Origin of the sequence: Bacteroides sp. NSJ-48, assembly GCF_014287405.1 — a bacterium.
Classification (GTDB): domain Bacteria; phylum Bacteroidota; class Bacteroidia; order Bacteroidales; family Bacteroidaceae; genus Bacteroides; species Bacteroides stercoris.
On record NZ_JACOOD010000016.1, the window covers coordinates 64,180 to 86,554 of the forward strand.

Here is a 22,375-nt window from a genome sequence, read left to right on the forward strand (position 1 = left end):
TTCTATAGGGAAGAATATATTGGATTTGATTTATTATGTCGGAGAGCCTAAAAAGTAAAACTGTTTCCGGAGTTTTATGGAGTGCTATCGAGCGTTTCTCTTTGCAGGGAGTGCAGTTTATCATAAATATTTTGATGGCACGCCTTCTTTTGCCTTCTGATTATGGGATGATTGGGATGCTTGCTGTTTTTCTTCAGATATCGCAAACTTTTATAGACAGTGGCTTTTCTGATGCTTTGGTTCAGAAGAAAGACAGAACAGAAACGGATTTGTCAACTGTTTTTTATTTCAATATTATAATATCTGTACTGCTTTATATTTTATTGTTTATTGGTGCTCCTTATATAGCTCAGTTTTACCGGATGCCCGAACTAACATTGGTTACTCGGGTTATCATGCTGAATTTGATATTTTCTTCTTTTGCCGCTGTTCCTAAAACGATATTGACGATAAGGATAGATTTTAAAAGTCAGTCCAAGATATCTTTAATATCTGCTATTATTTCGGGCATTGTAGGTATAACAATGGCCTATAAGGGATTGGGAGTGTGGGCTCTTGTTGTTCAGTCTTTGTTGAATGCTTCCTTGACTGTATTGTTGTTTTTTTATTATATTAATTGGCGTCCATTGAAAGTTTTTTCAAAAGAATCGTTTCAGAGACTTTTTTCTTTTGGATCAAAACTGTTATTTTCAAGGCTTATTCACGCTTTATATTATAATTTATATTCATTGGTTATAGGTCGTAAATATTCATCTGCTGAATTAGGATACTATACACGTGCAGAGCAATTTGCTATTCTTCCTTCCAGTAATATAAATGCAATAATATCTCGTGTGACTTTTCCGATACTGAGCAATATCCAAGATGATAATGTACGTTTGGCATCTGCTTATCGGAAATATATAAAATTAGCTTCCTATCTGATTTTTCCGTTAATGGTAGGGCTTGCCGCTGTGGCCCAGCCACTTGTTTTATTATTATTGACAGAGAAATGGATGATGGCAGCAGTATTACTTCAAATACTGTGCTTTGATTGGATGTTTGATCATTTAAGCATCATAAATTTAAACCTTTTATATGTAAAGGGGCGTTCCGATTGGGCTTTACGTATGGAAATCATAAAAAAGACTATAGCAACTCTTATACTCTTTGCCTCCATTCCTTTCGGAATAGAAGGAATGTGCTGGGGACGTGTCTTATACTCATTGATTGCTGCTTATTTGAATTCTTATTATACAAAGTCACTGATAGGGCTGAGCTTTATGGAGCAGGTTAAGGATATTTATCCGTCTCTTTTGCTTGCACTGTTCATGGGAGGCGTAGTTTTTATTTCTATTGGCTTTATCACACATCCGGCATTGCAATTATTGGCAGGGATTTTAATAGGCAGCAGTTGCTATCTGTTCATTTCCTATTGGCTGCATTTTGAAGCATTGCACGAAATTTTATCTATGGTAAAACGATAATGGAGGATAAAAAGAACAGATGAATAATCTGTATAAATATATTATAGAAGGATGATAGAATATTTTTATTTTTTAAGAAAAGTTCCTTTGATAGGTAGTTTGGGACGATTTATATTGAAGAAGTACGATGCTATTTGTTTTCGGAGAAGAAAAAGATGTTTTTTATCTTGTGGAAATGAAGTTTTACAAAAAGCAAAAAATGCACTGGATAGTGAGAATGTGCTATTTTGGTTAGATTATGGTACATTACTTGGGGCATATAGAGAACACGATTTCATTAAGCATGACTTTGATCTGGATATCGGGTTGTGGCTGAAAGATGCGGAGATTGCCAAAAAAGCCATGTTGAAAAACGGCTTTGAATTAATACGTTGTTTCCAGATAAAAAACGATGAGCGCAGAGTTGAGTATTGCTTTGCATACAAAGGAGTATCTATTGATTTGTTTTTTTATGAATTGGAAGGAAATTGTACATTAGGTCATTTTTTTACTTCTATAATAGGAATCAGCAAGCTTAATTATCCTAATAAATGCGGAGTATGCGAGGTGAGATTCCCTTATACGGGATTTAGACAAATGCTTTTCAAAGACAATCTGTATAATGTTCCTGCTGAAACGGATAAATATTTGAGTGCTCATTATGGCAGTACTTTTATGCAGCCGGATCCGAACTTCAGCGAGTCTGAAGCTTCTAATATAAAATATTACTCTTTGGAAGAGAAAGAAGGCATTGCTTTTATTTATCGTAATATATAACTATCATGTACGAAAAATTGGTTTCTGTCATTATTCCGTGCTATAATGCAGAAAAGTATCTGCGCGAATCAGTGGAATCTATAATAAATCAGTCATATCCCAACTTGGAAATAATATGTATTGATGATTGTTCCACAGACAGTACCTTAGCAATATTGGAAGAGCTGGCTTCGAGAGATGCCAGAGTAAAAGTGCTTCATAATTCTAGAAATATGAAGATTGCAAGTAGCTTAAACCGGGGTCTTGAATATTCTACAGGCGAATACATTGCCCGGATGGACGCTGATGATATTGCATTGCCCAAAAGGATTGAAAAGCAAGTTGACTATCTGGAGAAAAATAAAGAGACCGATATCTGCGGAACATGGTGTGAAAAGATAGATTCGGAAGGAAAACATATCGGTAAAATCATTTATCCTCTTTTGCATGATGACTTGAAGGTAATGTTATTATTCAACAGTTGTTTTGCGCATCCTACGGTAATGTTTCGCCGTACGGTATATCAGTCCGTCGGAGGATATAAGGATATAATGCCTGTTGAAGACCTTGAATACTGGATTAGGATAGTTAAAAGTAAACGATTGGCAAATATTCCGGAAATATTGTTGAAATATAGAATTCATGGTACTAATGTAACAATAACTCATACATCCCAAAAGTCAGGTAAGCTTTCGGAACTGTTAAAAGAACATCCGGATTTCTTTTTAAGTAGAGATGCCTACTGGTATAATTTGAGGTTTTTATTATCAAATTGGAATGAGAGAACTTCGGAAAAAGACTTGCTTTCTATAAAAAAGGCTACGGATGAAATTATGATGGAGAATATGGATAAAAAGATTTTTGATACCTGCTCATTAAAGCAAGCAGCACTGCTCTATCAAAATCTTGCTTACCTGTGTTGTGTAAAATCTTCACGTAATTCTTTTAGGGTACGGATACGAGCATTGTTTTATTTATTGCAGTCTCCTTTGATTACTTGTAAGAATGTAAAAAGACGATTACAAGCAGACAGCTGAAAATGAATTTGCTAATATTATTTTTTTATATTTATCCTATTATTTTTATAGGTTTGCCTCTGTCCACCCGTATATTATATGCGTTGGGCGGTGTCTTTTTATTTATATGCCAGCGATTTATAGATAAGAGATTATTTTCTGTATGGTGGGGATTGGTGCCTGTAGCACTATGTTCTGTCGGGTCGGGTATTTTGAATCTGACTTTTGATTTTACTTTTGTGTTTTATGCATTTTCCCAGATTGCTATTTTTTTTGCAAGCCATGCCATGGTTTACGTGTTTGGCAGAAAAAAGAAAAACTTTGATTTATCCGATTTTTTAAAGTGTTTTGTTTATGTGGTGGGGATTCAGTCATTATTGGCTTTATTGATGTTTTTGTTCCCTGCACTTCACGATTTCATGTATTCCATTATCCGGTTAAACGAGTTGGAGGATGAAATGGTAGACTCCACTTATGGGATGAGGCTTCAGGGCTGGGGCTCTAACTTTTTTGGAGCCGGAATTATCAATGGATTAGCCCTTATATTGATGACTTATCTCTTTCTCAATAAAAGGGTCCGTAGGCTATGGTGCTTTACTATCTTGTACGTGTTTATATTAGTAATAGGTATATTGATAGCCCGTACTACGTTAATAGGCTTTTTGTTCAGTCTTTTCTATTTATTAGCCTGGAAGTGGAAGAACCCTTATTGGATAAAGAGGAAAATGCGATGGATGCTTTTGGTGTGCTTGATTTTATTATCGGGAGTATCTTTTATTTTCTTGTATTTAGATGCGAAAGTCGTAATGTGGGCGTTTGAAATGTTTATTAACTATGGTTCTGATGCCGGCTTGAGTTCTGCTTCTACCGATAGACTTAAGGAGATGTATGTATATCCCACATCTTTAAAGACCTATTTGATAGGTGATGGCCTTTTCAATTTGAAAGACCATTATTATATGGAAACTGATGTGGGATATTTACGATTGCTGTTTTATGGTGGAATACCGGTGGCTTTGTGTTTTTTTATTTATCCTTACATGATTATAAAAAAGACACTTGCAACTTATTCTTCCCCATTATTTAAAAGACTTCTTTTTATAATATTTTTATATGTTTTGGTCCTGAATTTTAAAGGACTTGCCGATGTAAACTTGTTTTTGATTTTGTTGTACGGATTACTGTTTCATTGGGTTAAGAATGGGCAAACTGTAGAATCTGATACTTATGAGTAAGAAGAGAATATTGGTTTATGGACTCTCCAATATTTTTGGAGGTGTAGAGAGCATCGTATTGTCAATAATCAATAGAATGCCTGATTACTATAACTTTACGATAATTCTACCAAAAGGAGAATGTTCGTATAGTGATAAATTCCATTCGAGTAATATTTGCATTGTAAGTATGACGGCATGGGGAAAGAATCCTTTTAATTTCAGAAAGGAAATGTCGGAGTTCTTAAAGCACGAAAACTTCGATTATGTTTGGTTAAATCTTTCCAGTTTGAGTAACATTACTCTTTTTAAAGTACTCCATAAATATTCCACTGCTCCTATTGTAATTCATTCTCACACTGTCGCTTTTGAAAAACAGGGTGGATTGAAAGACTTTCTGATTCTCATGCTACATTATTATTGTCAGAAAAAATATTTAAAAGCTGCTTCTTGTTTATGCGCCTGCTCTAAACAAGCAGCTATCTGGATGTATGGAGATAAAAGAAATGATATTAAAATAATAAATAATGGCATTGATGCTGATAAATTCGGATATGCTGATGCAGACAGAATGAAGTGCCGTGCAGAATTAAATCTTGGTTCCAAGATAGTTTTTTTGCTTATGGGCCGTTTGTGCGAAGTAAAAAATCAGTCATTTGCTCTTGATGTTTTTAATAAAATACATAATAAATGTAGCAATGTGCATTTACTGGTTGTAGGAGAGGGCGATTTAAGAAGTGAGTTGGAGCATAAGTGCAAAGTGTTATCTTTATCGGATAATGTTTCTTTTTTAGGGTTTAGAAACGACGTGAATTTTCTCCTTCAGGGGGCAGATGTTTTATTAATTCCTTCTTTGCATGAGGGATTATCATTGGTTTCTATTGAAGCCCAATGTGCCGGTTTGCTATGTATTGCTTCGGACGGTGTGCCGGAAGAAGCAAAAAAAACAGAATTACTTCATTTTTTACCATTACAGTCGGGGGCGGATTCTTGGGCTGATTATATTTTACAGCTATTGCCCTATGAACGTAGAACTCATAAGGAAGAAATAGAAAAAGCTCATTTTAGTATAGAATATACAGCCAAGGAAATGAAAGATATTTTCATTTGATTATCAGTGTTATAAAGGTTTTATTTTTCATGAAGATAGCCATGATTCTCCCTTCTCTTGCCAATAAAGGTCCGATATTGGTTGCAAGAGATTTATGTATTGAATATAAGAAAATGGGACATGAGTGTTCCGTTTTTTATTTTGATGATATTGTGGAAGTGGAATTGCCCTGTCCCTCAAAGCGGATTTCATTTTGGAGACCGATTGATTGGAATGCCTTTGATATTGTACACTCGCACATGTACCGTTCGGATGCTTATGTTTTTTTCCATAAGCCGATACTGAGAAAATGCCGTACTAAATTTATCACAACCTTGCATCAACATATTGCAGAGCAGATGCCGTTTGATTTTCCGGCGGCAAAGGCCTCTTTCGTCATTCATACTTGGCTGCTTTTTCTGCGGCGGTTTGATGTTTTGGTAACTCTCAGCGAGTATCATAAGGCATACTATCAGAAATGTGGCTTGTGCAATGTCGAGGTTATTTACAATGGACGTGACGTTAATTGCGATACTGATATAGAAGACAGCGACAGGCAAGCCATAATGAACCTGAAGCAGAAGTATCGGATAATCGGAGGAGTGGCTTATATAACCAAAAGAAAAGGATATGCGCAATTAATCGATGCCTTGAAGAAACTGCCCCGATATGCACTGATACTGGTAGGAGACGGTCCGCACCTGAGTGAGTTGCAGCAGCAGGCACGGCAAAATGGGGTGGACGGACGGTGTTTATGGCTCGGAAACAGAAAAGAAGGCGGGCGGTATATGAAATATTTCGATGTGTATGCCTTGTGCAGCCACACGGAAGGATATCCGTTGGCTTTCATTGAGGCTGCTGCTGCCAAATTGCCGGTTGTATGTTCGGATATACCAGTGTTCAAGAGCATCATTCCGGAAGAGTGTTCCTGCTTTTTCCGGTTAGGCAATATTGATTCGTTATGCGATGCGCTTGTCTGTGCAGACAAGCGGGCGGATGTCCTTTCGGAGAAAGTGTATGCTTACTATTTGCATTATCTGGTACGTGGAAAAATGGCCGAAAACTATATGGCTTTGTATAACAGGGTGCTGAATACAGGCTCTGCATCTGTTGAGAAAAAATAACAAAATTCTATTTATGATTACTGCATCTATTGTCGTTTATCATACAGCGGCACACGAACTGCTTCGTGTTATTAATTGCGCTGTTCGTTCTGCCATTGAAATTCTTTATATCATAGACAACTCTTCTAATGACAGTTTGCGGGAGTTGAAAGATGTGTCGGAGAAAATAGTATATATACATAGTGAAAACCTTGGGTATGGAAGCGGGCATAACATAGGCATAAGAAAGGCTGTGGAAAAGGGAGCGACTTATCATGCGGTGTTGAATCCGGATATTTACTGGAATGATTCCGTTATAGAGGCTTTGTCACATTTTATGGATTTAAACTCCGATTGCGGTTTAGTGATGCCCCGGATTCTTTATCCCGATGGCAGCATCCAATACCTGTGTAAATTGCTGCCTACTCCTATGGACTTGTTTGGAAGGCGTTTTATTCCTATAAGGAAATATCAGGAAAAAAGTGCGGATAGATATGAATTGCATTTTACGGGATATGATAAAGTAATGGAAGTACCTTCATTATCCGGTTGCTTTATGTTTATGAGAGTCGATGTCCTGAAAAAGGTAAATGGTTTTGATGAGCGCTTTTTTATGTATGCGGAGGACTTGGATTTGTGCCGCAGAATAGGAGAGGTGTCTAAAACAATGTTCTATCCTATGGTGGCTGTATACCATGAATATGAAAAAGGCTCATACAAGAATCGTAAATTACTTAAATATCACCTCTGCTCTGTAATTAAATATTTTAATAAGTGGGGATGGGTATTTGATAAAAAGAGAATACTGAGAAACAAAGAATGTCTGGATGCTTTGTCGCAAAAGAAATAGAAAAGAAAAACGTATAGGCTTGTTTATCTGAGTAATAACCGTATCTTTGCGAAAAATACACAGAGCCATGAGTGAAGCGAAATCCTATAAAAAACAAGAAGTATCGGAAGATTATGTAGCCGAACCAATGGCAATGAAATACTCTACGGTGGCGGAAGATGCAGGCTATTTGGATGATGATATTCTTGTGGACGCCATAAAATATACGCAAACGGCCCGTGAAAAGGGGCAGATGATTCCGAACGGGGAAGTGTATGGTTTGTTGGCCGGGAGAATGGGATGGAAGTAGTTTTTGAGGAGATAAGTGGGGGATAAATTTTAAACTTGAAATTAGAATATCCTGGAAACCTCAGGAAAGGCTGAAATAGACTCAAAAATATTCAAGAAAGGGTCGTATCATCACTCCCCAAAACGGAGTTTGATACGACCCTTTCATCTTGTTATAGCTACAATCTTTTTGGAGCACTCATTTCAGTTTGGGCAGCCCCCATATTCCGCCACCGCATTAAAGCAAGGGCATTCCTTCATCGGATTCAGGTCATGATGCCCCACTACCAGAATTTTCGGAAAAATCCGTTTCAGTTCGCGCAGCAGTGCCACTAACGATGCCCGCTGTGCCGGTGTGCGGGTGTCGGCGGGTGTGCCGCGGATGTCCAGGCCGCCTTCGTAGCAGATGCCTATGGAGTGCCGGTTGTGGTTTTGGCAATGGGCGCCGATTTTCTCCAGCGGGCGGCCGCGGTGAATCTCTCCGTTGCGTGTGATGTAGAAGTGGTAGCCGATGTCGCTGAAGCCGCGGCGGATGTGCTCGCGGCGGCAGTCGTCAAAGCTCAGGCGCACGCCCTGGGGCGTGGCCGAGCAATGAATGATGGCAAGCGTGATGATTCTCATCGGCCTATGCAGGAACTGAAACCGAATACCCCTGCCAGGGCAGTGGCTACTGCTACGATGGTTTTGAGGACAATGCCCCATACGGATTTTGATTTTGTGCTCATGTTCTTCAGGTGTTAATGTTGATAATCTGTTGCTTTTGTTATCCTAACGGATTCTCCTCTTCGCCGTTGCCGCCGCCGGGGGTGCTGCCACCCGCGCCGCTGTTGTCAGGGCTGTACTTGGACGCTTCTTTCAGCTGGCCTTCCAGGTTGATTTGGGCATTGCTCAGCTCACCCGTGGCGCGGGCGCGGAGCTTCAGGCCCTTTACGTTGTCCGCCAGGGTGAAGGCGTCGGCAGAGGCAGCGCCTTTACGGCTGACGATGCCTACGGAGAAAATGGCGAGGTCGTCCAGTTTCACGTTCTTGCCGTCCAGGATAAGCTCTTTGGTGCAGGCTATCATGTCGGTAAGCACGCCTTTGATTAAGCCGGCCGAGTAGGGCGTGTTGTGGTTTGACATGTGCTTGGCGAGCTTCTCGGTGTCGAACGTGTCCTCAATCAGGGGACGGGCATACCATAAGCCTTTCAGGGGGTGGTTTTCACCGGTCATTTGATACTTCTTGTAACGAATCATAATCTTTAAGTTTTTGGGTTTTTAATTCTTGTTTTCGACTCTCTTTGTGATCACGTTACGAAGATACGATGCGCGGGAAGAGGGTTTGTCACTTTCGGTACGTTATGGTCTGTTGTAGGTTGTTATATACGGATATAGATGCGGAAGTGTGGAGATATTTCCGTATCTTTGCTCTGTAAGAACCAAAGAATCAGGGATTATGACGAATTTTAAAATACGCACATTCGGACGCACGGAACTTGCACAGCTTTACTGTCCGGAGTTGTGCCCGCAAGCGGCTTTCCGTAAACTGAACCAATGGATAGACCTCTATCCGAACCTGCGGGAAGAACTGCTTGCCTTAGGGCTTTCGCCCAAGTCGCGGACATACACGCCCGCTCAGGTAGGACTGATTGTAGGGGCATTGGGAGAACCGGGCGAGAACTGACACCCCGGCAGCCCGACACATACCACCCGCATCTACAACCGAAAAGACCGCTTTTCATAGCCCGAATCCCCCTCTGGCCACTCAAGGATGCTTTGCGTTGCCAAAGTTCTACTCCACGCTGCTAAAGTTCTACTTTACGCCGCCAAAGTTCTACTCTGCAACGCTAAAGTTCTACTCTACCTTGCCGGAGTAGCCCCCAGGAAAACGTGAAGCAACCTCTCATCCTTTTTCATCTTCAGTAACGTTACCGACCGTTTCCGGCAACATCACCTCACCGTCCGTCCTTCCCACCCGAAGTCCTTTCTCGACCGAAATCCCTTCTTACCCGAAACCCCTCCCTTTTCCACTCTTCTGTTCTTCTGTTCTTTTGTCCTTTTCTCCTTCCGTCCTTCCGTCCTTTTCTCCTTCTGTTCTTTTGTTCTTCTGTCTCTACCTCCGTTCCAAATACACAATTGGTACACAACAATCACCCCCGCCGTCCGCTTCGCACACACGCACGTATAGTATATACACAGAAAACCTGTCAAAACAACCACCCACAAACCTGTCACACCCCATTAGGGAGAGGTTTCCGGTACGTCCCCTTTCCGTCCACGCTCTCTATCATCCCATGCTTCACCAGGCGTTTGAGCCATGTGGATGCCGTTCCGGGTTTAATGCCCGTTGCTTCGGCCTGCAGCAGGAAGGCGGAGCGTGTAAACTCCCTTTCCATGCTTTGCAGCAGGGCGTCTCGGTCGGCGTTGCTCCGGCGGCTGATTTCGGTTCCGGGCAGGAAGGAGAGGATGTGCGTGGCGTGGCGGTAGAGGCTTTCGGTAAGCTCCAGCACGGAGTTGAAGTCGGCGGGGAGGATGGTCATGTCCCAGCGGGTGATGATGCCGTCCTTGAGGTTGTCGCCGGAGATGTCCTTGTCGGGGGTGAGGTGGGGCGAGCGGGCGATGTCGTCCGATTCGAGTACGCGGAGCATGGCCACTACCTGCATGATGCGGCAGATGTTGATGGCAAGGCGGGCTACGCTGCTCGCCATTTCGCTGCCGTTGGCAAGGTGGGAGCGGATGAAGAGGTTGGCGAAGAGGTTGTTGAACAGCTCTTTCTGTTCGGGGGTGAGGCGCAGGGTGAAGAGGCCGCCGGCGGTGATGCGTTTCAGTTGCTCGCGCCACTGCATGCCCAGGCCGGTGAATACGGTTTCGAGGTCGGTATCCTGCCGGTCGAACTGGTTCTGCCACTTGTGGATGGCGGGCATGTAGTAGAAGAGCTGGCGCGAGAACAGGCCGTTTTCGGCGGTGGGGATGAGCGGTTTCACCTGGGCGGGAGTGCCCGAGAGCAGGACGGAGAGGTAGCTGCGCTTCACTTCGCGGTACTCGCGGTCGGTGCGGCGGTTGTAGGAGAGGCGGTCGTGGTCGAAGGCCTTGCGCATGGTGTCGCTCCAGTGGCCGTGTTCCGAGCCGATGGCGGTGGAGATGGTGTCGGCTTCGCTCTCGCATATCAGGCCGATGCCTTCGGAGTCCATGATGTTCTGCAGGATGCCCGTGCCGGTGTTGTTGCCCGAGATGAGGAACATGCGGTCGGGCGGCAGCGCGGGCGGGGTGGCCTGCGAGCGCTCCTTGCCCAGCGAGTCGTAGGCGCCCTTCTCCTTGCGGTACTGCTTCATGGCTTCTGCCGTGTGCAGGCGTATCTCGTCGTGGATAGGCTCCACCAGCAGGCGGACGAGGGAGAGCACGCCCTTGCCCGAGGCAGGCAGGGCGACGATGAATGTTTGCAGGCTGGGCGATATCATCTTGCCGCCGTAGGCGCAGCGCACGTGGCTGTTCATGCTGGCGCCCAGCACGGTGACGGCGCCCAGCAGCATGATGTCCTGTTGGGCGCGGGTGGTGCCGTGGGCGGTAATTTCGTTCAGCGGCGCGGGCCAGAGCGTCCGGTTGTCGAAGCAGGGCAGCGGGGTGAGGGGTTCGCTGCCCCGGCAGGTCTCCTCGTCGGCTGCTTCGGGGTCGGATGCTTCGGGGTAGGTTGTCCCGGGGTAGGTTGTTCCGGAGTTTGCTGTTCCGGCATCGGCTGCTTCGGCGGGAAGACTGGCAGCGGGCGCTTCCGGAAATTCTTCCGCAGGCATCTCCGCCTTATTATAATAACCGTGCGCATGCGTGTGTGAGGCGGCGGGATACGGTGCACCCGGCGTACCAAGTGTACCCGCGGGAGCGTCCTGCCGCGGTTTCTCTGCGGGGCGGGGGCGCACGTTGCACAGTTCGGCAAGGTGGAAGGCAGTGCCTATGTGGACGCTGTTGTTGTTTGTTTTCAGGGCGTTGCTGAAGAGCTTGTTTGCCGCGTGCGCATCGTATTTGGCAGAGAGGCTGCACAGCATCAGGAAGTCGCTGCGTCCGGCTTCGCCGCAGTCGGTGGCTATGGCGAATGCCAGTTGTACATACTCTCTGTAGGTGGGCGCGATGTCGGCGCCCGCTGCGTGAACCGCTTCCGTGAGGCGGCGCAAATCGGATAGGATATTGGTCATGGGGTTATAAATTATGAGTTATCTGTTATGAATTATGTGCTATGAGTTATCTGTTATGAGTTATGAATTATGTGCTATGAGTTATCTGTTATGAGTTACGAATTATGTGTTATGAGTTACCTGTTATGAGTTACGAATTATGCACTATAAATTATCTGTTATAAATTATGAGTTATGAATTACTGGTTTTGTAGCAGATTATTTTCCGGCGAAAGATTATTCCGGGTAGCGATGAGCGCACCGGGGTCGTAGCTCAGGAAGCAGGCCCGTACGAGGTCCTTGCCGGAAGTATCCACGCCTTTGGCGGAGTTGCGGTTACCGTCGGCATACACGCACTGCACGTAGTCCATGGCCCATCGGATACTTTCGGCGGCATTCTGGCGCACATCCGGCAGGGCGGGGTCGGGGGTGTAGGGCACGAAGGCTTTTACGCCCTGTCCGCAGGGGCTGATGAAGACCAGCTCCGGCCTAAGAAACGGGTCTTCAAACAGTTGGCGGCGCAGCCGGGCGGCTTCGTCAGCGGAGTCGAGGTGGTCGATGTCCACCACTACAAGACCCGATGCTTCGAGAAGGCTGTCGCTGCGCCGGCGGCCGAACGTGCCGCAGGGGGTGACGTAGGGCAGAAGCTCCTGTTTGAGGGCACGGTAGGCGGATAGGTCGCCGCTGTCGAATGCCCGGCGCACGCGGTCGGTGAGCAGTTGCAGGCGTGTGTTGGCGGTTATCGTCCGGTACACTTCCTGCAGGGTCATGGTTTTGTAGGGTTTCAGGGTGGCAGGTTTGATGATTTGCCCCGTGCCGCCGTCCTTCACCGGCGAAATGGGGGCGAGGAACAGGGACATTTTGAATTCATTCATTTGTTTACTTGTTTTTTTGGTGCTGATTATTAATTTGTTAATTTTGCATCGCAATTCCCGAATCTTCCAGGAATACCCTTCAAAGTTCGTGATTATAAAACAGATGACCGTACACACATGTATGTACGAAACTTAATAAACCTAAATATTTCCCTTGTGTTTTTAAATAAAATTAATATTAAAATGAGCGTAAAAAATGAAGACGGGCAATATCCCTATCTTATGATAGGTGAAGAGCTCCGCTATCTGTTGAAGGCATCCGGCGTGTCTTTGAAAATGATTGCCGACCATGCCGGCATGAGTAATACCACCATTCAGACCCTTTTAAAAGGGGGGATGTGAAAATCAGCGTGCTCATACGCTGGTATAAGGCAATGAAAGCCATCCTGGACGATGAAGAGTTCGAATTGCTGCGGAGACGGGCGCACCGGATAGTGGATAAACTTTGAACCCCATGCCGGATATGTTTGTAAATCAGTCATGGCAACAGGTAAAAGCGTATATACTCTCGAAGATTTCCTGAAATTTTTCCCTTTCTACAGGAAAATCTTATTAACTTTGCGGGTCACTTTTGGAAACAATAAAAAAATAATGATATGAATATCTCTTATAACTGGTTGAAAGAGTATGTGGATTTCGACCTGACACCGGATGAAGTAGCCGCCGCGCTCACTTCCATAGGACTGGAAACGGGAAGCGTGGAAGAGGTGCAAACCGTTAAAGGCGGACTGGAAGGCCTGGTCATCGGCGAAGTGCTGACGTGCGAGCCCCATCCCAACTCGGACCACATGCACATCACTACCGTAAACCTGGGACAGGGAGAACCTGTGCAGATAGTATGCGGCGCAGCCAACGTGGCAGCCGGACAGAAAGTGGTGGTGGCCACTTTGGGTACAAAACTTTATGACGGTGATGAATGCTTCACAATCAAGAAATCCAAACTCCGCGGCGTAGAGTCCAACGGCATGATTTGTGCCGAAGACGAAATAGGCATCGGCACAGACCATGCGGGCATCATCGTACTGCCCGAAACAGCAGTGCCGGGCACGCTTGCCAAGGACTATTACAACATCAAGAGCGACTACGTGCTGGAGGTGGACATCACGCCCAACCGCGCCGACGCCTGCTCGCACTACGGCGTGGCGCGCGACCTGTACGCCTACCTGGTGCAGAACGGCAAGCCCGCCGCCTTGAAGAAACCCTCTGTAGAGGCTTTTGCCGTCGATAACCACGACCTCGACATCCGGGTGACGGTAGAGAACAGCGAAGCCTGCCCGCACTATGCCGGCGTCACCGTGAAAGGCGTCACCGTAAAGGAAAGCCCCGAATGGTTGCAGAACAAGCTCCGCATCATCGGCCTGCGCCCTATTAATAATGTGGTGGACATCACGAACTACATCGTCCACGCATTCGGCCAGCCGCTCCACTGCTTCGATGCGGACAAGATTAAGGGCGGCGAGGTCATTGTAAAGACCCTGCCCGAAGGCACTCCCTTCACTACCCTGGACGGCGTGGAACGCAAGCTCAACGGACGCGACCTGATGATTTGCAACCGGGAAGAGCCCATGTGCATCGCCGGAGTGTTCGGCGGACTGGATTCAGGCTCTACCGAAACCACGAAGGACGTCTTCCTCGAAAGCGCTTATTTTCACCCCACCTGGGTGCGTAAGACCGCCCGCCGCCACGGCCTGAACACGGATGCTTCCTTCCGCTTTGAAAGAGGCGTCGACCCCAACGCCACCCTTTACTGCCTGAAGCTGGCGGCGCTGATGGTGAAGGAACTTGCCGGCGGCACCATCTCTTCCGATATCAAGGATGTATGCGCCGCTCCCGCCCGCGACTTCCGGGTGGAACTCTCTTACGGGAAGGTACACGCGCTGATAGGCAAGGAGATTCCGGCAGAGACGATAAAAAGCATCGTGACCAGCCTGGAGATGAAGATTGTAGGCGAAACGGCAGAGGGCCTGACGCTCGACGTGCCGCCATACCGCGTGGATGTGCAGCGCGACTGTGATGTGATAGAAGACATCCTCCGTATTTACGGATATAATAATGTGGAGATTCCCACAGCCTTGAAGTCCAGCCTGACAACGAAGGGCGAGTGCGACAAGTCCAACCGTCTGCAGAACCTGGTTGCCGAGCAACTGGTGGGCTGCGGTTTCAACGAAATCCTGAACAACTCGCTGACACGCGCCGCCTATTACGACGGACTGGAATCTTATCCCGCCAAGAACCTCGTGATGCTGATGAACCCGCTCAGCGCCGACCTGAACGCCATGCGCCAGACGCTGCTTTTCGGCGGACTGGAGAGCATCGCGCACAATGCCAACCGCAAGAATGCCGATTTGAAATTCTTTGAATTCGGCAACTGCTATTACTTCAACGAAGAGAAGCGTAACCCCGAAAAGGCGCTCGCTCCTTATTCCGAAGACTATCACCTGGGCCTGTGGATTACCGGCAAGAGAGTGTCCAACTCATGGGCGCATCAGGACGAGGACAGTTCGGTGTACGAGCTGAAAGCGTATGTCGAAAACATATTTGCCCGTCTGGGCTTGCAGATGCACGACCTGGTAGTGGGCAACCTTACGGACGATATTTACGCCGCTGCCCTGTCCGTGCAGACAAAGGGGGGCAAGCGCCTTGCCACGTTCGGCGTGGTGACAAGGAAGCTCCTGAAAGCGTTCGACATCGACAACGAGGTGTACTATGCCGACCTGAACTGGAAAGAGCTGATGAAGGCCATCAGGAACGTGAAGGTAAACTATACCGAAATCTCCAAATTCCCGGCCGTGAAGCGCGACCTCGCTTTGCTGATTGACAAGAAGGTGCAGTTTGCCGAAATCGAGAAGATTGCCTACGAAACGGAGAAGAAGCTGCTGAAAGAAGTCTCCCTCTTCGACGTCTATGAAGGCAAGAACCTGGAAGCCGGCAAGAAATCGTATGCCGTAAGTTTCCTGTTGCAGGACGAGAATGCCACACTGAACGACAAGCAGATTGACAAAGTGATGCAGAAGCTGATTGCCAACCTGCAGAACCGACTGGGAGCCGTGCTGCGGTAAAAACAAGCTGACCCGCTATGAAGAAGTATGATATAAAACCGGATCACCATATCAGAGCCAAAAGAGCGTCTCTGACGGGCCTGACCATAGGGCTGCTCCTCTTGTTTCAGGCAGTAAGGGTGCTTTGGCACTTCCCTGAGAACGAGGGCTGGAGAAATGCCCTGGCAGGGGTGAGCGGTCTGATATGGCTGCTGCTGTGCGGCGCGTCATATTGGAAGTATCGGAAACTGACGCGACAGTAAAGACAGAAACCAATTAAAGAACAAATTAAAATATACAATCCAATGGGAAGAGCGTTTGAATATAGAAAAGCTGCCAAATTGAAAAGATGGGGTCACATGGCTAAGACCTTTACAAGACTGGGTAAACAAATTGCTATTGCGGTGAAAGCCGGCGGACCCGAACCGGAAAACAACCCTGCACTGCGTTCGGTTATCGCTACCTGCAAGCGCGAGAACATGCCGAAGGACAACATCGAGCGTGCCATCAAGAATGCAATGGGTAAGGACCAGAGCGACTACAAGAGCATGACCTACGAGGGATACGGACCTCACGGTGTGGCCGTATTCGTGGATACACTGACCGATAACCCCACCCGCACGGTGGCCGATGTGCGCAGCGTGTTCAACAAGTTTGGCGGAAACCTGGGCACAATGGGCTCACTGGCTTTCCTGTTCGACCACAAATGCGTGTTCACTTTCAAGAAGAAAGACGGCATGGATATGGAAGAATTCATCCTCGACATGATCGATTTCGACATTGACGAAGACTACGAAGAGGACGAAGAAGAAGGCACTATCACCATCTACGGTGACCCGAAGAGCTACGCAGCCATCCAGAAGCACCTGGAAGAGGGCGGCTTTGAGGATGTGGGCGGCGAGTTTACTTACATCGCCAACGACCTGAAAGATGTGGAGCCTGCACACCGCGAGACCATCGACAAGATGGTGGAACGCCTGGAAGAGTTTGACGACGTGCAGACGGTGTACACCAATATGAAGCCGGAAGAAAGCGAAGAATAATGACGTATACTTACAAGACCAAAGGCACGTGCAGTACCAATATCGAGCTTGAGGTGGAAGACGGCATCGTGCGGAACATCGCGTTCTGGGGCGGATGCAACGGCAATCTGCAAGGGTTGTCGCGCCTGGTTGCCGGGATGCCGGTGAAAGAGGTGATTTCACGCCTGGAAGGTATCCGCTGCGGCGGACGTCCCACTTCCTGTCCCGACCAGTTGTGTAAGGCATTGCACGAGATGGGATATTGATTCTGCTGCCCTGATTGAAGATGTAAGGGGGCTTTAGGCACGGATTACGCGGATTTTCTTTATTCTTTTTTGATTAAAATCCGTGAAATCCGTGCCTAAAAGAAATCGTCAAGTGTATTTCGACACACTCTCTTTCGGAGACCTTGTGAACTTTGCGGAAAGGAAATCAGGAAAAGCTGTGTTTTCCGTACGGGTATATTCATCCCACGAGGTGGATAAATTTGTCTTGCGGGATGAATTTATCCGTCTCGTGGGATGATTTTTTTGGGTTGGCAGGGCAACGTGCCTGCCGTTTTGAACCAACTTATGGTGCATTTGTTTTTTATTTGAGTACTTTTACATCCTCAAAACAAGAACAACACAATGAAGAATATTTTTAAAGACTTGCAACGGAAAGACCACAAACGCTATTTGGGTGGTCTGGATGTGTTCAGATATATCGGACCGGGACTGCTGGTGACGGTAGGTTTCATCGACCCCGGAAACTGGGCGTCGAATTTTGCGGCGGGGTCGGAGTTCGGCTACTCGCTGCTGTGGGTGGTGACGCTCTCTACCGTCATGCTGATAATCCTGCAGCACAACGTGGCGCACCTGGGCATCGTGACGGGACTGTGCCTGTCGGAAGCCGCCACGCAGTACACTCCCAAATGGGTGTCGCGCCCTATATTGGGTACGGCGGTGCTGGCTTCCATATCCACTTCCCTTGCCGAAATATTGGGCGGGGCCATCGCGCTGCAAATGTTGCTGGACATCCCCATAATATGGGGTTCGGTGCTGACCACGGTTTTCGTATTCATAATGCTTTTCACCAACTCCTACAAGAAGATTGAAAGGGCCATCATCGCCTTCGTGTCCGTCATAGGGCTTTCGTTCATCTACGAGCTTTTCCTTGTCAGGATAGACTGGCCTGTGGCGGTGCAGGGGTGGGTGACTCCTTCGTTCCCCCAGGGGAGCATGCTCATTATCATGAGTGTGCTCGGAGCTGTGGTGATGCCCCATAACCTGTTTCTCCATTCGGAGGTGATACAGAGCCACGAGTACAACAAGAAGGACGATGCCTCTATCCGCAGGGTGCTGAAGTACGAATTGTTCGACACGCTCTTCTCCATGATTGTGGGATGGGCCATTAACAGTGCGATGATTCTGCTGGCCGCCGCCACCTTCTTCAAGGGCGGGATTCAGGTGGAGGAGTTGCAGCAGGCGAAGTCGCTGTTGGACCCGTTGCTGGGCAGCAGCGCCGGCGTGGTGTTTGCGCTGGCATTGCTGATGGCGGGCATCTCCTCGACGATTACGAGCGGCATGGCGGCAGGTTCCATCTTTGCCGGCATCTTCGGCGAGTCGTACCACATCAGGGACAGCCACTCGCAGGTGGGGGTAATCCTGTCGTTGGGCATCGCGCTGCTGTTGATTTGTTTTATCGGCGACCCGTTCAAGGGACTGCTGATTTCGCAGATGATACTGAGCATCCAGTTGCCGTTTACGGTGTTCCTGCAGGTGAGCCTCACCTCGTCCCGCAAAGTGATGGGGCAGTATGTGAACAGTAAATGGAGCACATTCGTGCTCTATACGATTGCTGCCATTGTAACGGTATTGAATATTATGCTGCTGATATCGAGTTTGTAATGAATGCCGCTTGCCGGATGAACGATTGCAACCTGACGAATGATTGCAACCGGGCGAATGATTGCAACCTGACGAACGATTGCTGCCGGGCGGATAATTAAAAAAAATATATATACGGATATGAAGATTATAACCTACAACGTAAACGGTTTGCGGGCCGCCGTGTCCAAAGGACTGCCCGAATGGCTGGCAAAGGAACAGCCGGACGTGCTGTGCCTGCAGGAAACCAAATTGCAGCCGGAGCAGTATCCTGCGGAGGCGTTGGATGCATTGGGATACAGGCATTATCTGCATTCAGCCCGGAAGAAAGGGTATAGCGGAGTCGCCATCCTGACGAAACGCGAGCCGGACCATGTGGAATACGGCATGGGCATGGAGGAGTACGATAGCGAAGGACGGTTTGTCCGTGCCGATTACGGCGACCTGTCCGTGGTGAGCGTCTATCACCCTTCGGGAACGAGCGGCGACGAGCGCCAGGCCTTTAAGATGGAGTGGCTGGAACACTTCCGGCACTATGCGGTGGAACTGCTGCGCACCCGTCCCAAACTGGTGTTGTGCGGGGACTATAACATCTGCCACGAGGCGATAGACATTCACGACCCGGTGCGCAATGCCACCAACAGCGGCTTCCTGCCCGAAGAAAGGGAGTGGATGACCCGCTTCCTGAACGAGGGTTTCATAGATACCTTCCGCCTGTTGCACCCCGACAGCCGGGAGTACACCTGGTGGAGCTACCGCTTCAACTCGCGGGCGAAGAACAAAGGCTGGCGTATCGACTATTGCATGGCAAGCGAGGCGGTGCGGCCGATGCTGAAAGAGGCGCGTATCCTGAACGATGCCGTACATTCGGACCATTGCCCCATGATGTTGGAATTAACAGATTAAGATATGACGATGAAAGACAGAGTGGAAAAAGCCGTTGAACTGTTCAAGAGCGGCTATAATTGTTCGCAGTCCGTCGTGGCTGCCTTTGCAGATATGTATGGTTTTACACAGGAACAGGCATTGCGCATGTCCGCCTCGTTTGGCGGCGGCATCGGACGGATGCGGCAGACGTGCGGCGCCGCCTGCGGCATGTTCCTGCTGGCGGGACTGGAAAAAGGTGCCGTAGACGGCAAGGATCGTGAGGGCAAAGCCGCCAACTATGCGCTGGTGCAGCAGCTTGCGGAGGAATTCAGGAAACGCAACGGCTCGATGATTTGCGCCGAACTGTTGGGACTGAAGAAGCCCGAAGGCTCTTCCATGCCCGAAGCCCGCACGGAGCAGTATTACGCCAAGCGTCCCTGCGCCAAAATGGTGGAAGAGGCGGCGGCAATATGGGCGGAGTATCTGGAAAAACAGCGGAAATAGGGCAAATCGTGCCGTTTCTCCGGCTGAAAATGGAAAAAAATGAGAGTTAACGTGCTATATAACATAAAAATAACTATCTTTGCCGCCGAAATAAAATCGGTCTTCTCCGTCGGGGGAAACGGATTTTTAAGCATGTCTAACTAAAAACAAAGAGAAAATGTTAAAAGAAAAAGCCGGTGAAATCGCAGGAAAAATTTGGAACGCACTGAATGAAACCGAAGGTTTAACCGCAAAACAAATCAAAAAAGCTACAAAATTGGTGGATAAAGATTTGTTCCTGGGTCTTGGATGGTTATTGAGAGAGGACAAAATCTCTACTCAAGAAGTTGAAGGCGAACTGTTTGTGAAGCTGAACTAAGAAAGTGATTGGAATGTTATAAAAAATGCGTTGATACATTGGATATGTTATCAACGCATTTTTTTTGTGCGCTCCTTTTCGTATCTTTGTCCAAGATACACTATCTTTGCACTCCAAAAACTTTAGAAACGAATGAAAAAGAATATACGTAACTTTTGTATCATAGCCCATATCGACCATGGCAAATCTACTTTGGCCGACCGCCTGTTGGAGTTCACCAATACCATCCAAGTAACCGAAGGACAGATGCTGGATGATATGGATTTGGAAAAGGAGAGAGGTATCACCATCAAGAGCCATGCCATCCAGATGGAGTATGTGTACAAGGGCGAGAAGTATATCCTGAACCTGATTGACACTCCGGGACACGTGGACTTCTCCTACGAGGTGTCGCGCTCCATCGCCGCCTGCGAGGGCGCACTGCTCATTGTGGACGCTTCGCAGGGCGTGCAGGCGCAGACCATCTCCAACCTTTACATGGCCATCGAGCACGATTTGGAGATTATCCCCGTTATCAACAAATGCGACATGGCAAGCGCCATGCCCGAAGAGGTGGAGGATGAAATCGTGGAACTGCTCGGCTGCAAGCGCGAAGAGATTATCCGCGCTTCCGGCAAGACGGGCATGGGCGTGGAGGAAATCCTTGAGGCGGTAGTCGAGCGCATCCCGCATCCCGAAGGCGATGAGGAAGCGCCTTTGCAGGCACTGATTTTCGACTCCGTATTCAACTCGTTTCGGGGCATCATCGCCTACTTCAAGATTGTGAACGGCGTGATTCGCAAAGGAGACAAAGTGAAGTTCTTCAATACGGGCAAGGAATACGATGCGGACGAAATCGGCGTGCTGAAGATGGATATGGTTCCCCGTCAGGAGCTGCGTACGGGCGACGTGGGGTATATCATTTCGGGTATCAAGACTTCCAGGGAAGTGAAGGTGGGCGACACGATTACGCACATAGCCCGTCCGTGCAAGGAAGCGATTGCCGGCTTCGAGGAAGTGAAGCCGATGGTCTTTGCCGGCGTATATCCCATTGAGGCGGAAGACTTCGAGGATCTGCGCTCTTCGCTGGAGAAGTTGCAGTTGAACGACGCCTCGCTGACCTTCCAGCCCGAATCGTCACTGGCGCTGGGCTTCGGTTTCCGTTGCGGATTCTTAGGACTGCTCCACATGGAGATTGTGCAGGAACGCCTGGACCGCGAATTCGATATGAACGTGATTACCACCGTGCCGAACGTGTCGTACAACATCTACGACAAGCAGGGGCACATGACCGAGGTGCACAACCCCGGCAGCATGCCCGACCCCACCCTGATAGACCGCATCGAAGAGCCTTATATCCGCGCCTCGGTGATTACCGCCACGGACTATATCGGCCCCATCATGACGCTCTGCCTGGGCAAGCGCGGCGAACTGGTGAAGCAGGAATACATTTCCGGCAATCGCGTGGAGATATACTATGACATGCCGCTGGGCGAAATCGTCATCGACTTCTACGACAAGCTGAAAAGCATCTCCAAGGGATACGCCTCTTTCGACTACCATGCCAACGGCTTCCGTCCGTCCAAGCTGGTGAAACTGGATATTCTCCTGAACGGCGAACCGGTGGATGCCCTTTCCACCCTGACGCACTTTGACAACGCATACGAGCTGGGACGCCGCATGTGCGAGAAGCTGAAGGACCTGATTCCGAGACAGCAGTTCGACATCGCCATCCAGGCGGCCATCGGCGCCAAGATTATCTCCCGCGAAACAATCAAGGCTGTACGCAAGGACGTTACGGCCAAGTGCTACGGCGGCGACGTGAGCCGTAAGCGCAAGTTGCTCGAGAAGCAGAAACGGGGCAAGAAGAGAATGAAGCAAATCGGTAATGTGGAAGTGCCGCAGAAAGCATTCCTGGCGGTGCTGAAACTGGATTAGCGGTTTGCTGCCGAACCAATCATATCTTTCGGGGGTTGTTCTTTC

General features: G+C 47.8%; 24 protein-coding genes. 19 read left to right on the forward strand and 5 right to left on the reverse strand.

All coding sequences use genetic code 11. The annotated features are described in order from the left end of the window. The first annotated feature begins 35 nt into the window (after positions 1-35). The 8 genes from H8S52_RS09675 to H8S52_RS09710 all read left to right on the forward strand — a co-directional run bounded on the left by H8S52_RS09675 (position 36) and on the right by H8S52_RS09710 (position 7,763). Positions 36-1,466 carry a lipopolysaccharide biosynthesis protein gene (locus tag H8S52_RS09675; RefSeq protein WP_117943295.1) on the forward strand — a complete coding sequence of 477 codons (1,431 nt, stop codon included), beginning with the start codon at positions 36-38 and terminating at the stop codon, positions 1,464-1,466. 51 nt (positions 1,467-1,517) lie between these two features. Then, a complete protein-coding gene (locus H8S52_RS09680) occupies positions 1,518-2,222 on the forward strand; it encodes a LicD family protein (protein WP_118086443.1) in 705 nt (234 codons plus the stop codon). Positions 2,223-2,227: 5 nt separating this feature from the next. After that, positions 2,228-3,238, forward strand: coding sequence for a glycosyltransferase (locus H8S52_RS09685; RefSeq protein WP_118086442.1), 1,011 nt, complete (start codon positions 2,228-2,230; stop codon positions 3,236-3,238). A gap of 2 nt (positions 3,239-3,240) precedes the next feature. Beyond that, complete coding sequence (locus H8S52_RS09690; protein ID WP_117943297.1) at positions 3,241-4,452, forward strand: hypothetical protein; 1,212 nt, start codon at positions 3,241-3,243, stop codon at positions 4,450-4,452. Further along, positions 4,445-5,542: a glycosyltransferase gene (locus tag H8S52_RS09695; protein WP_117943299.1), complete on the forward strand. Its 1,098-nt coding sequence runs from the start codon at positions 4,445-4,447 to the stop codon at positions 5,540-5,542. The genes H8S52_RS09690 and H8S52_RS09695 overlap by 8 nt, the downstream gene beginning before the upstream one ends. A gap of 29 nt (positions 5,543-5,571) precedes the next feature. Further along, complete coding sequence (locus H8S52_RS09700; protein WP_186909710.1) at positions 5,572-6,645, forward strand: glycosyltransferase family 4 protein; 1,074 nt, start codon at positions 5,572-5,574, stop codon at positions 6,643-6,645. Between the two features lie 13 nt (positions 6,646-6,658). Further along, on the forward strand, positions 6,659-7,474 hold the full coding sequence (locus H8S52_RS09705; protein WP_118086440.1) for a glycosyltransferase: 816 nt from the start codon (positions 6,659-6,661) through the stop codon (positions 7,472-7,474). Positions 7,475-7,541: 67 nt separating this feature from the next. After that, the gene (locus H8S52_RS09710) at positions 7,542-7,763 is read left to right on the forward strand and encodes a hypothetical protein (protein ID WP_117665862.1); all 222 of its coding nucleotides are present in this window, start codon (positions 7,542-7,544) and stop codon (positions 7,761-7,763) included. Positions 7,764-7,945: 182 nt separating this feature from the next. Here H8S52_RS09710 and H8S52_RS09715 read toward each other — a convergent pair whose 3' ends face one another. From H8S52_RS09715 to H8S52_RS09725, 3 genes are read right to left on the reverse strand one after another with little or no spacing between them, the layout of a single operon-like run. Beyond that, positions 7,946-8,362 (reverse strand): N-acetylmuramoyl-L-alanine amidase, encoded by a 417-nt coding sequence (locus H8S52_RS09715; RefSeq protein WP_178605499.1) that lies wholly within the window; start codon positions 8,360-8,362, stop codon positions 7,946-7,948. After that, positions 8,359-8,466 (reverse strand): smalltalk protein, encoded by a 108-nt coding sequence (locus tag H8S52_RS20160; RefSeq protein ID WP_016662907.1) that lies wholly within the window; start codon positions 8,464-8,466, stop codon positions 8,359-8,361. Before H8S52_RS20160 ends, H8S52_RS09715 begins: the two co-directional genes overlap by 4 nt. Positions 8,467-8,504: 38 nt before the next feature. Next, positions 8,505-8,975, reverse strand: a complete 471-nt coding sequence (locus tag H8S52_RS09725; RefSeq protein ID WP_005653717.1) for a hypothetical protein — start codon at positions 8,973-8,975, stop codon at positions 8,505-8,507. Positions 8,976-9,174: 199 nt separating this feature from the next. Between H8S52_RS09725 and H8S52_RS09730 the strand changes: the two genes are divergently transcribed. Beyond that, on the forward strand, positions 9,175-9,402 hold the full coding sequence (locus tag H8S52_RS09730; protein ID WP_005653719.1) for a DUF4248 domain-containing protein: 228 nt from the start codon (positions 9,175-9,177) through the stop codon (positions 9,400-9,402). A gap of 547 nt (positions 9,403-9,949) precedes the next feature. On the opposite strand, the gene H8S52_RS09735 is transcribed toward H8S52_RS09730, so the two are convergent. Then, the gene (locus tag H8S52_RS09735; protein ID WP_117984830.1) at positions 9,950-11,902 is read right to left on the reverse strand and encodes a DUF3987 domain-containing protein; all 1,953 of its coding nucleotides are present in this window, start codon (positions 11,900-11,902) and stop codon (positions 9,950-9,952) included. Between the two features lie 179 nt (positions 11,903-12,081). Then, complete coding sequence (locus tag H8S52_RS09740; protein ID WP_016662904.1) at positions 12,082-12,756, reverse strand: BT4734/BF3469 family protein; 675 nt, start codon at positions 12,754-12,756, stop codon at positions 12,082-12,084. A 183-nt stretch (positions 12,757-12,939) separates the two neighbouring features. Between H8S52_RS09740 and H8S52_RS09745 the strand changes: the two genes are divergently transcribed. From H8S52_RS09745 to lepA, 10 genes are all read left to right on the forward strand, one after another. Then, positions 12,940-13,098: a helix-turn-helix transcriptional regulator gene (locus H8S52_RS09745; RefSeq protein ID WP_005653730.1), complete on the forward strand. Its 159-nt coding sequence runs from the start codon at positions 12,940-12,942 to the stop codon at positions 13,096-13,098. Between the two features lie 254 nt (positions 13,099-13,352). Continuing rightward, the gene (gene pheT, locus H8S52_RS09750) at positions 13,353-15,815 is read left to right on the forward strand and encodes a phenylalanine--tRNA ligase subunit beta (protein WP_186909711.1); all 2,463 of its coding nucleotides are present in this window, start codon (positions 13,353-13,355) and stop codon (positions 15,813-15,815) included. A 17-nt stretch (positions 15,816-15,832) separates the two neighbouring features. Beyond that, positions 15,833-16,057, forward strand: a complete 225-nt coding sequence (locus H8S52_RS09755) for a hypothetical protein (protein WP_117984839.1) — start codon at positions 15,833-15,835, stop codon at positions 16,055-16,057. Between the two features lie 42 nt (positions 16,058-16,099). Beyond that, on the forward strand, positions 16,100-16,837 hold the full coding sequence (locus H8S52_RS09760; RefSeq protein WP_005653738.1) for a YebC/PmpR family DNA-binding transcriptional regulator: 738 nt from the start codon (positions 16,100-16,102) through the stop codon (positions 16,835-16,837). After that, positions 16,837-17,082, forward strand: a complete 246-nt coding sequence (locus H8S52_RS09765; RefSeq protein ID WP_005653739.1) for a TIGR03905 family TSCPD domain-containing protein — start codon at positions 16,837-16,839, stop codon at positions 17,080-17,082. Before H8S52_RS09760 ends, H8S52_RS09765 begins: the two co-directional genes overlap by 1 nt. Positions 17,083-17,445: 363 nt before the next feature. Then, positions 17,446-18,705 carry an Nramp family divalent metal transporter gene (locus H8S52_RS09770; protein WP_186909712.1) on the forward strand — a complete coding sequence of 420 codons (1,260 nt, stop codon included), beginning with the start codon at positions 17,446-17,448 and terminating at the stop codon, positions 18,703-18,705. Between the two features lie 120 nt (positions 18,706-18,825). Continuing rightward, a complete protein-coding gene (locus H8S52_RS09780) occupies positions 18,826-19,590 on the forward strand; it encodes an exodeoxyribonuclease III (protein WP_117740077.1) in 765 nt (254 codons plus the stop codon). Between the two features lie 3 nt (positions 19,591-19,593). Next, positions 19,594-20,055: a C-GCAxxG-C-C family protein gene (locus tag H8S52_RS09785; protein WP_117740076.1), complete on the forward strand. Its 462-nt coding sequence runs from the start codon at positions 19,594-19,596 to the stop codon at positions 20,053-20,055. Between the two features lie 157 nt (positions 20,056-20,212). Then, entirely contained in the window at positions 20,213-20,413 is a 201-nt protein-coding gene (locus H8S52_RS09790; protein WP_005653747.1) for a winged helix-turn-helix domain-containing protein, read from the forward strand. A gap of 132 nt (positions 20,414-20,545) precedes the next feature. After that, a complete protein-coding gene (gene lepA, locus H8S52_RS09795; protein ID WP_005653751.1) occupies positions 20,546-22,330 on the forward strand; it encodes a translation elongation factor 4 in 1,785 nt (594 codons plus the stop codon). The last annotated feature ends 45 nt before the right edge of the window (positions 22,331-22,375 follow it).

What these genes read in the sequence shown, in the direction of transcription:
- H8S52_RS09780 (WP_117740077.1), top strand. Translation starts at nt 18,826, where the DNA reads ATGAAGATTATAACCTACAACGTAAACGGTTTGCGGGCCGCCGTGTCC.
- H8S52_RS09730 (WP_005653719.1), top strand. Translation starts at nt 9,175, where the DNA reads ATGACGAATTTTAAAATACGCACATTCGGACGCACGGAACTTGCACAG.
- H8S52_RS09745 (WP_005653730.1), top strand. Translation starts at nt 12,940, where the DNA reads ATGAGCGTAAAAAATGAAGACGGGCAATATCCCTATCTTATGATAGGT.
- H8S52_RS09715 (WP_178605499.1), bottom strand. Translation starts at nt 8,362, where the DNA reads ATGAGAATCATCACGCTTGCCATCATTCATTGCTCGGCCACGCCCCAG.
- pheT (WP_186909711.1), top strand. Translation starts at nt 13,353, where the DNA reads ATGAATATCTCTTATAACTGGTTGAAAGAGTATGTGGATTTCGACCTG.
- H8S52_RS09675 (WP_117943295.1), top strand. Translation starts at nt 36, where the DNA reads ATGTCGGAGAGCCTAAAAAGTAAAACTGTTTCCGGAGTTTTATGGAGT.
- H8S52_RS09700 (WP_186909710.1), top strand. Translation starts at nt 5,572, where the DNA reads ATGAAGATAGCCATGATTCTCCCTTCTCTTGCCAATAAAGGTCCGATA.
- H8S52_RS09770 (WP_186909712.1), top strand. Translation starts at nt 17,446, where the DNA reads ATGAAGAATATTTTTAAAGACTTGCAACGGAAAGACCACAAACGCTAT.
- H8S52_RS09740 (WP_016662904.1), bottom strand. Translation starts at nt 12,756, where the DNA reads ATGAATGAATTCAAAATGTCCCTGTTCCTCGCCCCCATTTCGCCGGTG.
- H8S52_RS09710 (WP_117665862.1), top strand. Translation starts at nt 7,542, where the DNA reads ATGAGTGAAGCGAAATCCTATAAAAAACAAGAAGTATCGGAAGATTAT.
- lepA (WP_005653751.1), top strand. Translation starts at nt 20,546, where the DNA reads ATGAAAAAGAATATACGTAACTTTTGTATCATAGCCCATATCGACCAT.
- H8S52_RS09725 (WP_005653717.1), bottom strand. Translation starts at nt 8,975, where the DNA reads ATGATTCGTTACAAGAAGTATCAAATGACCGGTGAAAACCACCCCCTG.
- H8S52_RS09765 (WP_005653739.1), top strand. Translation starts at nt 16,837, where the DNA reads ATGACGTATACTTACAAGACCAAAGGCACGTGCAGTACCAATATCGAG.
- H8S52_RS09735 (WP_117984830.1), bottom strand. Translation starts at nt 11,902, where the DNA reads ATGACCAATATCCTATCCGATTTGCGCCGCCTCACGGAAGCGGTTCAC.
- H8S52_RS09680 (WP_118086443.1), top strand. Translation starts at nt 1,518, where the DNA reads ATGATAGAATATTTTTATTTTTTAAGAAAAGTTCCTTTGATAGGTAGT.
- H8S52_RS09790 (WP_005653747.1), top strand. Translation starts at nt 20,213, where the DNA reads ATGTTAAAAGAAAAAGCCGGTGAAATCGCAGGAAAAATTTGGAACGCA.
- H8S52_RS09690 (WP_117943297.1), top strand. Translation starts at nt 3,241, where the DNA reads ATGAATTTGCTAATATTATTTTTTTATATTTATCCTATTATTTTTATA.
- H8S52_RS09785 (WP_117740076.1), top strand. Translation starts at nt 19,594, where the DNA reads ATGACGATGAAAGACAGAGTGGAAAAAGCCGTTGAACTGTTCAAGAGC.
- H8S52_RS09760 (WP_005653738.1), top strand. Translation starts at nt 16,100, where the DNA reads ATGGGAAGAGCGTTTGAATATAGAAAAGCTGCCAAATTGAAAAGATGG.
- H8S52_RS20160 (WP_016662907.1), bottom strand. Translation starts at nt 8,466, where the DNA reads ATGAGCACAAAATCAAAATCCGTATGGGGCATTGTCCTCAAAACCATC.
- H8S52_RS09755 (WP_117984839.1), top strand. Translation starts at nt 15,833, where the DNA reads ATGAAGAAGTATGATATAAAACCGGATCACCATATCAGAGCCAAAAGA.
- H8S52_RS09705 (WP_118086440.1), top strand. Translation starts at nt 6,659, where the DNA reads ATGATTACTGCATCTATTGTCGTTTATCATACAGCGGCACACGAACTG.
- H8S52_RS09685 (WP_118086442.1), top strand. Translation starts at nt 2,228, where the DNA reads ATGTACGAAAAATTGGTTTCTGTCATTATTCCGTGCTATAATGCAGAA.
- H8S52_RS09695 (WP_117943299.1), top strand. Translation starts at nt 4,445, where the DNA reads ATGAGTAAGAAGAGAATATTGGTTTATGGACTCTCCAATATTTTTGGA.